Origin of the sequence: Microcoleus sp. M2_D5, assembly GCF_036701935.1 — a bacterium.
GTDB lineage: Bacteria > Cyanobacteriota > Cyanobacteriia > Cyanobacteriales > Microcoleaceae > Microcoleus.
This window is the reverse complement of sequence record NZ_JAUBRP010000012.1, coordinates 41,252-55,921: the sequence shown is the minus strand read 5'-3', so window position 1 is coordinate 55,921 and position 14,670 is coordinate 41,252. Positions and strand designations below refer to the sequence as shown.

At 46.1% G+C, this 14,670-nt stretch carries 9 protein-coding genes; 5 read left to right on the top strand and 4 right to left on the bottom strand.

The annotated features are described in order from the left end of the window. The first annotated feature begins 207 nt into the window (after window positions 1-207). Genes QUA50_RS07550 through QUA50_RS07540 form a run of 3 tightly spaced genes read left to right on the top strand, consistent with a single transcriptional unit; the run spans window position 208 to window position 7,911 of the window. The gene (locus tag QUA50_RS07550) at window positions 208-3,033 is read left to right on the top strand and encodes an adenylate/guanylate cyclase domain-containing protein (protein ID WP_333262363.1); all 2,826 of its coding nucleotides are present in this window, start codon (window positions 208-210) and stop codon (window positions 3,031-3,033) included. Window positions 3,034-3,077: 44 nt separating this feature from the next. Next, complete coding sequence (locus QUA50_RS07545) at window positions 3,078-6,791, top strand: PAS domain S-box protein (protein WP_333262360.1); 3,714 nt, start codon at window positions 3,078-3,080, stop codon at window positions 6,789-6,791. 4 nt (window positions 6,792-6,795) lie between these two features. Next, window positions 6,796-7,911: an ATP-binding protein gene (locus QUA50_RS07540; RefSeq protein WP_333262357.1), complete on the top strand. Its 1,116-nt coding sequence runs from the start codon at window positions 6,796-6,798 to the stop codon at window positions 7,909-7,911. Between the two features lie 268 nt (window positions 7,912-8,179). Here the strand turns inward: QUA50_RS07540 and QUA50_RS07535 are convergent, their stop codons facing one another. Then, on the bottom strand, window positions 8,180-9,352 hold the full coding sequence (locus QUA50_RS07535) for an FAD-binding oxidoreductase (RefSeq protein WP_333262455.1): 1,173 nt from the start codon (window positions 9,350-9,352) through the stop codon (window positions 8,180-8,182). A gap of 211 nt (window positions 9,353-9,563) precedes the next feature. On the opposite strand from QUA50_RS07535, the gene QUA50_RS07530 reads away from it, so the two are divergent. Together QUA50_RS07530 and QUA50_RS07525 are read left to right on the top strand one after the other, a co-directional pair. After that, the gene (locus QUA50_RS07530) at window positions 9,564-9,842 is read left to right on the top strand and encodes a hypothetical protein (RefSeq protein ID WP_333262355.1); all 279 of its coding nucleotides are present in this window, start codon (window positions 9,564-9,566) and stop codon (window positions 9,840-9,842) included. A gap of 50 nt (window positions 9,843-9,892) precedes the next feature. Next, on the top strand, window positions 9,893-10,432 hold the full coding sequence (locus tag QUA50_RS07525) for a DUF2231 domain-containing protein (protein ID WP_333262352.1): 540 nt from the start codon (window positions 9,893-9,895) through the stop codon (window positions 10,430-10,432). Between the two features lie 55 nt (window positions 10,433-10,487). On the opposite strand, the gene cutA is transcribed toward QUA50_RS07525, so the two are convergent. The 3 genes from cutA to QUA50_RS07510 all read right to left on the bottom strand — a co-directional run bounded on the left by cutA (window position 10,488) and on the right by QUA50_RS07510 (window position 14,612). Continuing rightward, window positions 10,488-10,820, bottom strand: a complete 333-nt coding sequence (gene cutA, locus QUA50_RS07520) for a divalent-cation tolerance protein CutA (protein WP_333262350.1) — start codon at window positions 10,818-10,820, stop codon at window positions 10,488-10,490. A 167-nt stretch (window positions 10,821-10,987) separates the two neighbouring features. Continuing rightward, window positions 10,988-11,884 (bottom strand): pentapeptide repeat-containing protein, encoded by an 897-nt coding sequence (locus QUA50_RS07515; RefSeq protein WP_333262347.1) that lies wholly within the window; start codon window positions 11,882-11,884, stop codon window positions 10,988-10,990. 253 nt (window positions 11,885-12,137) lie between these two features. Then, window positions 12,138-14,612 (bottom strand): VIT domain-containing protein, encoded by a 2,475-nt coding sequence (locus tag QUA50_RS07510; protein ID WP_333262345.1) that lies wholly within the window; start codon window positions 14,610-14,612, stop codon window positions 12,138-12,140. Between the last annotated feature and the right edge of the window lie 58 nt (window positions 14,613-14,670).

Sequence of the window (14,670 nt, the reverse complement as noted above, 5' to 3'; positions counted from 1 at the left end):
CTCAGATGATTATACTAATTCTCAGAAATTATGCAACATTAGCCGTAGGGTGCGTCGCCACCCTTAACTCCTCAAAAAAGCGACAATCTCGCAGCGACGCACCTTACAAATAGTTGAGGAAACTTTCCCGATCGCTCATCATTGTTGCAAAACGAGGCGAGAATTGATATTAGATACCGAGGGCGCATTCACTACTCAAAATCTCACATGAAAACCCTGTTAAAAAAACTGTTGGTTCCCCCCCACTTGGAGTACCTAGCACTGGATAAAGACTTTTTTATCCAAGAAACATCTCTCAAAGTGCAGCGGTTTGCCGACTGTCCCGATGAAGTAGCAGCAGGCAACGATGTCCGCATTCCCTTTCCAGAATTGGTGGGAAGTGAAGAAATTTTAATCGATATTTTTGAAGGGCGGATGCCAAATTTTGAATTAAAAGCGATAACGCGGGTATTAGAAAATGGCTCGCCGCTTTATTTTGATATGTATATCGTCGAGTTCAGCAATGACGATAACGAACCCAGATTAATTGTATTTTTTGAAGACGTAAGCGACAGGATGGCTTTAGAGCAAACTCTAGTCCAAGCTACCAATGAAATGAATATTTTATTGAGTACCTTAGCCGCTACTAATAATTATGTTGAAAAGATTATTACTTCAATGGCCGAAGTTTTGTTGGTAACAACAGCAGCGGGAAAAATTAAAAAAGTCAATCAAGCGGCTCAAGATTTGTTCGGTTACAGCGAATCGGAATTAGTAGGTCAGCAAATAGACGCTATTGCTGCTGTTGGCGAATCTTTGCAAGCAGTCAGCCAAGAGGAGCCTCAACAATCGCAAACTAACGCCGAAGTAAATTGCACGGCAAAAACCGGAGAAAAGCTAACAGTTTCCTTTTCCTGTACGGCTATTCCGAGTGAAATTCAAGGGATTTCTGCATCTTCTGCCGCCCTTCAAGATTTCGTGTATATCGGTCGCGATGTTACGGATAAACAGCGAGCAAGCAAGCGAAAAGTAGTCCAATATGTTTCCACTCGCATCCTTTCGGAATGCGAAACAGTCAAAAGGGCGATCGCAGCAATTCTCCCCGTAATTTGTGACAGCTTGGGATGGGATACTGCCGAACTTTGGATGCCTGAATCTGGGGAAAAACTGCTGTCAGAAACTAAGAGAATAACTGCGGTTTCCGACCCGAATTTGCTTCGCTGCGTAGCCAGTTGGACAAAACGCTCAGTTTCTATTCCCAAATTTGCCGAATTTACCGAACAAATGACTTGTGCCTTGGGCGAAGGATTACCCGGTTTCGTTTGGGCCAGCGGTTCCTCTCAATGGATTGCCGATGTCACAAAAAGCGACAGTTGTATGCGCCGCGAAATCGCTGCTGAAGAAGGACTCCACGGAGCTTTTGGTTTCCCAATTTTGGGGGACTACGACCATGAAAATTCTGCAAGGTCTGTGTTGGGGGTGATGACTTTTTTCAGCCTGGAAGTGCAGTGTTTTGATGAAGAATTGCTCCAGACAATGGCGACAATCGGCAGCCAAATCGGTCAATTTATCAAGCGCAAGCAAGCGGAAATAGCGTTGCGAGAAAGCGAAGAACAACTGCGAGATTTATTTGAAAATGCTAGTGACTTAATTCAAAGTATTGGAGCCGACGGTCATTTTTTGTATGTAAATCGGGCTTGGCGGGAAACTCTGGGCTACAGCGAAGCAGAAATTGCTCAAATGACTGTTTTTGATATCATTCATCCCAACAGTTCCCAAGAGTCTCTGGATATATTGTATCAAGCTATTAACCAAAATAATGTCAATGAAAAGACATTATATCCCGACTCTATTCAAGGAATCTTTATTACTAAAAATCACGAGCGAATTTGGCTGGAAGGCAGCATAAGCTGTAAATTTGCGGAAGGTTCGCTAGTAGCGATTCGCGCTATTTTGCGAGATATTACTGCTCGCAAGATGGCAGAAGACGCCCTTGCAAAATCTGTGTCCCTGCTGCAAGCAACTTTTGATTCTACGGCTGACGGTATTTTAGCTACTGACAGAAGCGGAAAAATAGTCACTTTCAATCGAGAATTTGTGGAAATGTGGGGCATACCTAACGAAGTGATGGCACTGCGAGACGACGCCACAACGATCGCCTTTGTCCTGAACCAACTCAAAGATCCCCAAGCATTTCAAGAGAGAATAGAATCGCTTTACGAGCAGCCAGAAGCCGAAAGTTACGACTTGTTGGAATTTCAAGACGGCAGATTTTTTGAACGCTATTCGGAACCGCAGCGGCTGGGAGATGCAATTATCGGCAGAGTCTGGAGTTACCACGACATTACGGAACGCAAACAAGCAGAAGATGCCCTGCGGGAAGAACAAGAAAAATCAGAAAAGCTGCTGTTAAATATCTTGCCCAAGGCAATAGCAGAACGCCTCAAGCAAAACGAAACTACTATTGCCGAATACTTTCGGGAAGTGACTGTTTTGTTCGCTGACATTGTAGGGTTTACGGCTTTGTCTGCCGTCATGAATCCGATCGAACTCGTGGATCTCCTCAATCAGATTTTCTCAGGATTTGACCTTTTGTGCGAACGGCACGGTTTAGAGAAAATCAAGACCATCGGCGACGCATACATGGCAGTAGGAGGGCTGCCTGAACCCAGGGCAGACCACGCAGAGGCGATCGCCCAAATGGCGCTAGATATGCAAGCAGAAATAGCCAGATTTAATGCTAGCCATAATAAATATTTTAGCATTCGCATCGGCATTCACAGCGGCCCGGTTGTTGCCGGAGTAATTGGTATAAAGAAGTTTATTTATGATTTATGGGGCGACACGGTAAATATTGCTTCCCGCATGGAATCTCAGGGTTTGCCTTGGCGGATTCAAGTGAGCGAAACTACTTATAAATTGTTGGAAAATAAATATTTGTTTCAGGAGCGAGGAATAATTGAAGTTAAAGGCAAAGGGGGAATGAAAACTTATATTCTCCTTGGTCGAGAGTCAGGCAGCTCATCAGTAATCAGTCATCTGGCTGATGACTAAAAGTGTTGCTAAAGTTAATTAACAATACTTTTTGACCAAGACTAATGGAACTTGCTAATTTGTCGGCAAATTTACGATCGCCCGACGAAGCTGTCGATCGCCACCCTGTGACGGTTGCGCCCTCCACTTGCCTCGGAGATGCGATCGCCCTGATCCGTCGGGCGATCGACCCTTGCCCGCTGCCTAATTCACCTGCATTGCCCGACTCAAACGCAACTGTAAAAGCATCGATTAGTTGCGTCTTAGTTGTCGATGAAAATCAGCTAGTCGGACTGCTAAGCCCGGAAGATGTGCTCAACTTAGCTGCGGCCGAATACGGATGGCAAGGCATGAAAGTTGCCGACGCCATGACGCGGAATTTAATTGTCTTAAAAGAATCAGAATTTACGGATATTACTACCGCATTTAAGCTATTTTGTCAATACTCGATCGATTGCTTGCCAATTGTGGATGAACGGGGTCTGCTCGTAGGTTTAGTCAGCGAAAAAAGGATTCGCCCAGCAATGTATAGCTGGATCGAGACACTGCATCAAGAAGTGGCAAAACTGCAAGAACAATCCGAACTGTTAGACGGCAATTGTGAACGAGAAAAACGAGTCAGCGATCGCAAAAATGCCGAAAATGCCCTGCAGCAGAGCGCAGCGCGCTACCGGGCGATTGTGGAAGACCAAACCGAACTGATTTGCCGCTACCTCCCCGACGGTAAAATCACTTTTGTCAATCCAGCTTACTGCCGCTATTTCGGCGTGGAACCAGAAGACTTGCTCGGCAACAGCTTCATGTCGCTGATTTTAGAGGAAGACCGAGAATCTTTTCTGGAGCAATATAATTTATTATCTCCCGACAAGCCTGTTTTTACGTGCGAACACCGAGTCATTTTGCCGAGCGGGGAAGTTCGCACTCAGCAGTGGATCGATCGGGCTATATTCGACGACAGCGGACAAATCGTCGAGTATCAAGCAGCAGGCCGGGATGTCACAAATCTCAAACAAGCAGAAATCGCTTTGCAGCAGCTCAATGCAGAGTTAGAAATGCGAGTCCAGCAGCGGACACAATGGTACGAAATGGCTGTATCGGCGGGCAAAGTGGGGGTTTGGGACTGGAATTTGGAAACCGGCGAAATCTACATTGCTCCGTCTTTGAAAGCTTTGTTGGGCTATCAGGACGCAGAGATTCCCAACCGCATGGAAGATTGGGTGTCTCACGTTCATCCCGAGGATCGAGTTGCCGTCGCCGAAGCAGTAAATGCTTATCTAGAGGGTGTGACAGAAATTTTTGAAGTAGAACACCGGATGCTGCGTAAAGACGGCAGCACCTGCTGGATACTGGCCCGCGGCAGCGCGATCCGATCGGCTTCTGGCAAGGCCTTGCGCCTGACTGGCACTGACACCGACATTACCGAGCGCAAATTGACCGAAGAAAAACTCCAAAACTCCGAAGCCGAAATGCTGGCGCTGTTTAACGCCATGACGGATATCGTGCTGGTTTTCGACGCAAGCGGTCGCTACCTCAAAATCGCCCCCACGGCTCCCGAACTGCTGTACAAACCCGCTCCTGAAGTGCTAGGCAAAACCCTCGCCGAAATCTTCCCAGAAGCGGAAGCTAATTTTGCCCTGACCCACATTCGCCAAACATTGGCATCTGGGGAAACCCACAGAGTTGAATACAGGATGGAAATTGGCTGCAAATTATTTTGGTTTGATGCGAGTATTTCGCCGCTGGAGCTCGATCGGGTGATGTGGGTCGCCCGAGACATTACCGCTCGCAAACACGCAGAAGCTGCACTGCAAAAGAGCGAGGAAAAGTTTCGCAACTTATTTGACGATGCTCCGATCGCGCTTGGTTTGGCAAGCGTGCGCGACTACCGCACGATCAAAGTGAATGAAGCTCACCGCCAGATGTTGGGCTACAGCGATTCGGAGTTGGCTAGCATGACTTTTAGTGAACTCACGCATCCAGAAGACATACACGCAGATGTCGAGCAAGTCAAGCAGTTGGTAGAGGGCCATATTTCTCGCTTCCAAAGGGAAAAACGGTTGATTAAGAAGAATAAAGAGCTGATGTGGGCAAACTTGACGGTGACGCTGATCCGCGATCGCGAGGGCATTCCTCTCTACAGCATGGGGGCGATCGAAGATATCAGTTATCGTAAGCGGGCAGAAATGGAATTTCAGCAGTTAAAAGAACGCCTGCAATTTTTACTTGGTTCTAATCCCGCGGTCATTTTTACAGCCGCACCGACGGGGGACTTTTGTACTACTTACATCAGCGACAACGTTCAGACAATCGTTGGCTACGAACCCCAAGAAGTGTTAGCCGATTCTAAATTTTGGTCGAATCGAATTCACCCTGAAGATCGGTCACAATTTCTAGTAAATGTTGGTGGTTTATCAGAGGATAAAAATTGCATTTGCGAGTACCGTTTTCTACACCAAGACGGTATTTACCGCTGGCTAAGGACGGAACTAAAACTATTGGTTGACAGCAGGGGAATTCCGCTCGAAATTATTGGTTACGCTGCTGATATCAGCAATTCTAAACACGCCGAACTCGCTAGGGGGCAGCAGTTCGAGCAAGAACGGCTTGTAGAGGCGATCGCCCGTCGCGTCCGCCAGTCTTTGCAATTAGAGGAAATTCTCAACACCACGGTTGCGGAACTCCAGCAAGTATTATTAGCCGATCGAGTTTTGGTTTATCAACTTTTACCCGAAAACGGGGGTCGAGTCATTGCTGAAGCCGTGGCAGAAGGATGCAGCCAATTGATGGATAGATGTTTTGGCGAAGAGGCTTTTCCGGCCCAAAGTTATCAGCTTTATCTGGAAGGGCGAGTTTCTGCGATCTGTGCACTAGATTCTCCTTACCTTACAGCTTGTGTGGCCCAGTTTATGACAGAGATTCAAGTTAGGGCAAAGTTAGTAGTGCCGATTATTCAGCACAGCCAACTTTGGGGATTGCTGATTGCCCACCAATGCGATCGCCCTCGTGAGTGGCAAGAATCGGAAATCAATTTATTTCAGCAGTTGGTGAATCAATTGGCGATCGCCATTCAGCAATCTCTACTTTACCAGCAACTGCAAGCTGAACTGAGCGATCGCAAACAAGCGGAAGCAAATTTGAAAAACTCTCTCAAAGAAAAAGAAATTTTGCTCAAAGAAATTCACCACCGCGTCAAAAACAACCTCTGCGTAGTTGCCAGTCTGTTAGAATTGCAATCAAACACAGTTGCCGACCCCCAAGTAAGCAAAATGTTTGAAGAAAGTCAGAATCGCCTTTATTCTATGGCTCTGATTCACGAAAAACTGTACCGATCGACTAACCTAGCGCAAATTAATTTTGGCGAATATCTTGAAGATTTGGTAAGTAACTTGTTTCACTCTTACAATATTAGCAACAACAAAATTCAGTTGCAGGTATTAGCTGAGCCAATTTCCCTAAATCTTGAAACTGCTACTCCCTGCGGTTTAATTGCCAATGAATTGGTTTCAAATACGCTGAAACACGCTTTTCCTGATGGCACAACTGGTACAGTTAGTGTAGAATGCTATTATCAAACGGGCGATCGAGCAATCAACCTCTTAGTTAAGGACAACGGCATTGGCTTTCCTGAAAAGTTAGATTTTCGTAAAACTCACTCAATGGGGTTTCAAGTTGTCTGCACTTTAACCGAGCAGTTAGAAGGAACCATCGAAATATCCAGAGAATTGGGAACATCATTTCACTTAAGATTTAACGAGTTAAACTACTGTCAAAGATTGTAACAATATGAGCTTGGTCGAAAAGCCAATTAATATTTTAATTGTTGAAGATGAACTATTAATTGCTAAAAGTTTATCCCCAAAACTAGAAAAATTGGGATATCTAATCGCCGATATCGTTTCTTCAGGAGCGGATGCCATCCAGCGCGCCCGCGAACTAAGACCCGATTTAATTTTAATGGACATAGTTATCAAAGGCGACATTGACGGCATAGAAACAGCAGCAATAATTCATCAAGAATTAGATATACCAATTATCTATACAACTGCCTATGCTGACGACGAAACTTTGCAGCGAGCCGAAAATACCGGTTCTTACGGCTACCTGCTAAAGCCCTTTAAAGAAAGAGAAATGCACGCCACTATCAAGATAGCACTGAGCAAACATCAAGAAGCAGTTAGTCTCAAAAAAATAATGGCTTTAGCAGCAGAAAAAAATGAAGATAGATCCCGCTTTATTTCAATGGCTTACCACGATTTAAACACTCCTTTAACTACCATACAATTGTCGGCTGAAATGCTAGAAGATAGCGACTTGCATAGAAGCCCCGGAACTACCCATAAAAATGTCGATCGCATTAAAAAAGCAGTCAGTAATATGAGCGGGCTGCTGGAAGATATTTTAATGCTTAGCAAAGCCGAATCAGGAAAAAATTCTTTAAATTTAAATCGGATTAATGCGACGGATTTATGCAATTCTATTTTAGAAGAACTGCAACCTATCGTCACCGACAAACACCTAATACATTTCTGCAGTCACACAAACCCGCTGCACGCCAATCTTGATGCAAAATTACTGCACCACCTTCTGACTAATTTGCTTTCCAACGCTATTAAATATTCTCCGAACGGTGGCAAGGTAAGTTTAGACTTAAGCTGCGAAAACCAACAAATAATTTTGTGCGTTCGAGACGAGGGAATTGGGATGACAGCGGAATATCAAGAAAAACTATTTCAGCAGTTTGAACGGGGTGCTAATGTAGGCAACATTAAAGGATCGGGTTTGGGACTTTGCATTGTCAAACACATTGTTGACCTGCACGGCGGTACAATAAGTGTGGAAAGTGCGATCGGCAAAGGTACTACATTTATTATCACCCTGCCTTTTTTAGTTAGTAGTTAGTAGTCAGTAGTCAGTAGTCATGTCCGGTAAAATAAGCACAATACTTGTAGGGGCGGGTTTCACCAACAATCTATAATCCAGACTAACAATCTACATAAACCCGCCCCCACCACGCGACAGAATTTCATCGCGGACAATTCAACGGAGAGGAGATAAAAGTATCGGGGGGGCGGGTTTATGAGATTGTAGATTACAGGCAATTATTGTTAGTGAACCCGCCCCTACAAAATTAATACAAGTCTCAATCAGGCCGGACATGATATCATTTTTAAGCAAATCTATTGGGAGACAAAAGCTCGATCGCCCTATCTTCTTCTCCCCCCGCCCAATTAGCAAATCGCTCAGCTAAAGCAGGTACAATAGTCAAAGGATTGCTGAGACCCGAAAAAACGTGCAATCCGGGGCGATCGGCAATCGGCCCCACTACAGGCAAATTATCAGCGCTAAATGCCACACTACACTCGTGCCAAGTTGCAGGTAAACCTGCCAAATCAGGCAAAACTTTGCCGATGCCTGCACGAATTGCCGTTTCGCTGGTTTCGCGATCGACTTTAGCATTCAAATCGCTCAAAGTGCGCGACAATTGCCCGATCCGCAAACTGCCATCATTAAACTGAATTGCACCCGAATCTAAAATCGGCGACAGCAACTCTTTACCCGGTTCATCCCAAAGAAAATCCACCTCAATTCTACTCGATTCAGCTTCCAATTCAAAACGTTTTAATACCGCAGGCATCACCAAAGTTCTGAGTTCCAAATCCACAGGTGAAGTTTCCAAAATCTCCGTGCGAGTAAAATAAACTCCCACAGAAACACCAGCGGCTTTCAGCAAACTCCGACTCCAACCTCCAGCACAAATAACCGTATTTTCGCAAGCATAACTTTCCTGTGCCGTCTTAACTCCCGAAATCCGATTTCCCTCTTCTATAAACCCAATTACTTCAGCAAATTCTCTAGTTCCTCCCAACCGCAGAAACCCTTGACAATAAGCTTTATTTGTGGCAGTCGGCGAAATGTGACCGTGACGCACAGTCAGAGCTCCGGCGATCGCACTTTTATTCAGCAAAGGTTCCAACTCGCCAGCTTCTGCAACACTCAGAAGCTGCGGAACAATTGCAAAATGCGCGTAATTAGCCGCCACTTTTTCGACATCGGAGCCTGCATCAATTGTCAGCAACAAATCCAACTCGCGAAACTCAGTCTCAGCATCTAATTGGGCTGATAAATTGCGGTGGCGTTCGATACCTTCCCGACACAATTGCCGCGTTAAATCAGTCGTTCCCGACCAATAAGCCAAGCCGCCATAACTAAAACGAGTAGCATTTTGCATGGTAGCATCTCGTTCCAAAAGCAGCACAGCAAAACCTTTTTTGGCAAGTTCGTAACTCAGTGACGCACCCGTAATACCGCCGCCGACAACAATCCAATCGTAACTTTTCATGGGCAACTCAAAGGGAAGGAAAAAATCGTGCTTCGATTTTAGCTTAGGTTTTTTTGGAACAAGCCGCAAAGCCTCTTCCTGTAGGTAGAGGCTGCCTGCGATCGCCCTAACTGAAACTTCCACCCGTCGGGAGATGTTTGCGTAGAGAGATTTTTCGTTCAATAGTATGAATTAGAGTCAGCAAAAAATTAGAAATACCAGAGAGGTTTTTATGAGTATCGACAAACCAGGCAAAGATATGGAGCGCACGGTCAATCCGGGCGATCGTATTTCCGACAAACCGCAAACCATTGAAGAAAAAGCGCAGCAACTGGCGGTAGACCACGTACCCGACATCGTGGGAGATGTAGTTACAGTTCCAACTTATGTGATCGTCGAAGAACCCGATGGGGAAAAGAAAGCTTTGCACCACGTCAAAGACGCTGAGGAAATTTCTGACGTAATTAGGCAGGCCCGCGTTGACGAAAATGGCGAACGGGTTTGGGATTAAGTTCAATCCAATAAAAACGGCTTTGTTGTACAAAAGTTATCGTAGAAATCATGGAAACAAATCCCAGAAATAGTACGCCTTATCCCAATATTCCGCCGATTCTCGAAAGTGACGACACAGAGTACCGCGATGCTGGCATTACAAGTACAGTTTCAGTTGCAGGTCATCCGCTCCACCCCGTAATCGTCATCTTTCCAGTAGCTTTTTTAGTAGGAGCCGCCGGCGCGGACATCGGTTATTGGTTGACAAGCGATCCGTTTTGGGCGAGAGCTTCGGTTTGGCTAATGGGTGTCGGTTTTGCTGCGGGGATTTTGGCCGCAATCACGGGCTTTTTAGATTTTTTCAAAGTTAAAAGAGTGCGCGATCGCAGTGCCGGTTGGTTGCACATGGGCGGCAATGTGGCGGTTATGGTACTTACCCTGATTAACTTGCTGTTGCGCCAAGGAAATCCGGCTGAGCCGATCGTATATACAGGTTTAGCAATATCGATCGTCGTGGCAACTTTGCTGGGCGTTACAGGCTGGTTCGGCGGCGAACTAAGTTTTCGCCACAAAGTCGGCGTCATCGGCCCTACCAGTCATAATTCCTAGGTTTCTGACCATTTTTAGTAGGGAATTCCGTCTCTCTTCATTGGATAATTTAGGACTAAAATCTTGACTGCAAACTTAAAGATTGTCCCAGCCAATTGAGATAAGCATCGCTGCCAGCGATAATAGGAATAGCAATAATTTCGGGAACTTCATAGGAATGGAGTTCCTGAACTTTTGTTTTTAAAGCCTCAAATTTAGCCAAATCCGTTTTAATCAGCAACTGCCACTCTGACTCGGAATGAATCTCGCCTTGCCAACTATAAATCGAGCGAATTGGTGACAAACTCACACAAGCAGCCAGCTTGTTTTCAACTAGAGATTTCGCTAGATTCTCCGCTTCCGCCTCCGATGCCGCAGTTACCAGCACCACCCCAAAATTAATTGTCATAGTAATCAGTGAACAGTCAATCGATTTTAGATTTTAGATTTTAGATTTTAGATTGAAGAATTGAAGCATTGACTTGCGCGAGATAAATTCGGGAGCTTGTATCCTGGATGCTTGATTGTCAACAGTCAACAGTCAACAGTCAACAGTCAACAGTCAACAGTCAACAATCAACCGTTAATCTCATTAACTTCCCAAGAATTGACTCTGCCAGCCCCAGCTAAGGAAAAATAGCGCCTAGTAGAATCCGGCAAAATAGCTCCCGCCAGCAAAGCATTATCTAAATTAGCTCCTATTAACGTCGCCTCGCTCAAATCTGCTGATATCAAATCTGCTTGACACAACTTTGCCCAATTCAGATTTGCCCCTCTCAAACAACTTCCCCTCAACTTAGCCCCGGTTAAGTTTGCACCCGCCAACTTCACCCCACGCAACTGAGCCGCGCTGAAATTCGCCCCCGCCAAATTCGAGCCTTCCAAATTAGCTCCCATGAGTTTAGCTTCGCTCACGTTGACGCCGCTCAAATCTACACCGCAGAGATTCACCCCTGTCAACTGCGCTCGCCGCAGACTGACTCCGGTTAATTGAGCTCCAAAAAGTTTTGCACTATTGAGCCTTGCACCGTAAAGGTTGGCCCACTTAAAATTAGCTCCCGTCAGATTCGCGCCCAGCAAGTTAACTAATTGCAAGTCGGCGCTGCACAAATTGGCATTCCACAACACAGCACCCCGCAGGTTGGCGCCAGTTAAAGTTGTGCCGCTTAACTTTACCTTGGGCATTTTTGCTTTTACCAAAAAAGCTCCACTCAAATTAGCTTTTGTCAAATCTGCACCAGAGAGTTGGGTTTCACCCATTTTGGCAAAACTCAGATTGGTTCTGTGCATCTGTGCATCTTTGAGTGTTGCTTTGGTGAGAAACGCCCTACTGAGGTTCGCTCCGGAAAGATTAGCTCGCGAAAGGTTGACTCCGATTAAGATTGCTCCGCTGAGGTCTTTCCCGCTGAGGTCGGCTCCAGTAAAGTCTCTTTCTCCTTTTTCGTAATTGTTGAGCAGTTCGCTAACTTCCATAGGGCATCATACCTTCTATGATTGTGGGGTTTCGATCCAGAAATCTTTACTGTTAAGGTTGTTTCAGAAAGGAAACTGTTTCAGAAAGGAAACTGTTTTAGCGTTTGCCTCAAACGGTATAAATTTCATTAACATCACTTTCTGTTTAAAGGCAATCTCTTAATAAAGATTTTATATCTTCCGCGCGGTAGCGATCGCACTTTCGGTATTTTTGAATTAAAAGTTAATGTTTCTTGACATAGATACTCGTTGCTTAAGGCTCGACCGTAATTCGCAACTTCAGGCGCAGCGTGCCCTTGAATCCTGCAGGAGGTTGCCAGGAACTCAAGGCCCTGTTGAGAGTCTCTAGGGCGTCTGTTGCTTGCAGCGTCGAGGTTTGAGTGTCGATAGCCAATCGGGCAACGCTGCCGTCTTGTACCGATAACTCCCACACCGTTTCACCGCTAACCCCCGCCGGGAGATTAACAGATTGCAGGTATTGAGTCAAAGCGGCGATCGCCCCGGCATCCAACCCTTCGGCGCTAACTACTTGGAGGCGAGAAGCCAAAGGCTTCGGACGTTGCAACTCACCGTAACCTTGCTGCGGCGCCATAGCAGGAGCTGGACTCACCGGTGCCGAGTTGCGAGTCGAGGTAACGCTGCGAGTGCCGCCCCTAGTTGGCTCTGCCGCTCCCGACTCGAAAATACCCTCATAGCTGACACCCTGCGGTAATTCCACAGGCACTTGCACGCGGCGGCGAGATCCATCTGGTTCCACTCGCACTTCTTCGCTCACAGCCACAAAAGCCGTGTATTCCGACAGCAACCGATAAGTCAGAGCAGTATTAGTCACAGCTTCCACCAGAGATTTAGTCTCGCCACCAAACATTTGATTCATTAAATCTTTAATGCGCGATCGCCCCCAAAGTTGAGCTACCGCCGGATTGCCAAAATCCGTAGCCGTTGCGGAGACTGAAGTAGACTCCCGCTGTCGCGAAGAGCCGGAGCGAGCAAAATTAACAGGTAAAACTTGCTCGTAAGCTTTGCCGCCCGCAAGAGTGCCGCGGATGCGAAGTTGGCCGTTAGTTCGATCGGCCTTTTTGCCAAACAAAACCAGCGGCCCACTCGCAAACAAGTCTGGGGGTGCGATCGGATAAATCTCCGGTTTTTCCCCCACTCCTTCCCAACTAATTTGAATATTAGTCAATACCGGACGATTAATTTCACGAAAAAACTTTTCTGTCGCTTCTGCCGACGGTTCATCTTGACGAATTACTTGAGACGTGCCTCTTCCCACTTGGGCCAAACGGTTGAGCAAAAACCGATTCACCGAACCCCCGACACCAAAACTATAAAGTCGATTTCCCGGTTTCAGACTCTGCTGAACCAGAGCCAGCACTTCATTTTCATTACCAATGTAACCGTCAGTAATTAATACAATACTCCGCAGCCTTCCCGTTGCCGCCGCCGGAAAATTCATCACTGCTCGAAGGCCGTTAAGCAGTTCACTGCCACCGTTAGCCTGCAACTTTTCGATATAATTAATTGCCCTTTGTCGATTTTCTGCCGTATTCGCTAAAGGAGTAGTTGAAAGCGCTTGCGTAGTATTGGCAAAATCAATAATAGTAAAAGTATCGTTGGGATTCAACCCTTGAATAAAGCGGCGCATCAACTCCTGAGATTTTGCTATTGGCTCGCCTTTTTGAGAACCGGAAGTATCCATCAGAAACACGACATCTTTAGGTACAATTTCATTAGTTTTGTAGTTGAAAGCCGGAATTAAATAAGTAGCAAAATGACCGCCCCGCTGGTCGGATTGAGTCAAGACAGTTGCGCGCGTATTTTCGCCCGCCACTCGATAGCGCAAAATTAAATCTTTATTGGGAATTGTGTCAGAATTGGCTAATTGGACTTGCACAATATTGCCGCTGCGGTGAGTTGTAATTTGATGGGAAGTAGAGCGGACATCGCCGATCGCAACTCCAGCATCTATTTCTACCGAAACAGCGATATTGTGACCCGATCGCGTTCCCGGAGGCAAAACAGGCGGGTTAATGCGATCGGCATCGGTCGAATTTCCCGAAATATAGCGCGGCCCTACCACCATTGGAAACACAAATTCGTAATCGCCGCCGGCAAACTTGAGACTTTCGGTGTAGCGAATCGTAACTTCAATTTTTTCTCCCGGTTTGATATTAGCCAGAGACTGAGTAAAAATATTGGATCGTTCTTGTTCCAACAAACCAGCAGTCCGACCCTGCTTTCTGGCTTGTTCGTACATTTCCAAAGCTTCCTCGCGGCGTTTGATATCAGCTTTAATAATTCGTGAGCCTATTTTAATTTCCATGTCATCCACCGCCGCTTCGTCGGGCAGAGGAAATACATAAACAGCTTCTATAGATTCTGGAAAAGGATTTTCAAACTTCTGAACAACTTCGACGCGGGAGATATTGCCAGCTATTTTGGCTTTAACTTCCGTCTGCTTGAGAGGAAAGACTTGTTCTGGGGCAGTATTGGGAGTTTTGACGAACAAACCGCCGACTGGACAGGGAGTTTCGGGCGATCGTCCGCCATTGCAATTAACATCGTTACTAGCGAGGATTTTCGGCGACACAGACGAATAATTTTCCCCAAGAGCATTTGCCCGCGCCCCATTGGGAGCGAGCCACACGCCACACTCGATGGCTGCGAGCAATGCGATACCAGTACAAAGCAACCGTTGAGGGGATAGAACGCAGACAAACTTCATAGCTGTTTTTTTTTAGCAGACTTGAGGTGCTTTGTTTACCATGACTTTACCATTGCCG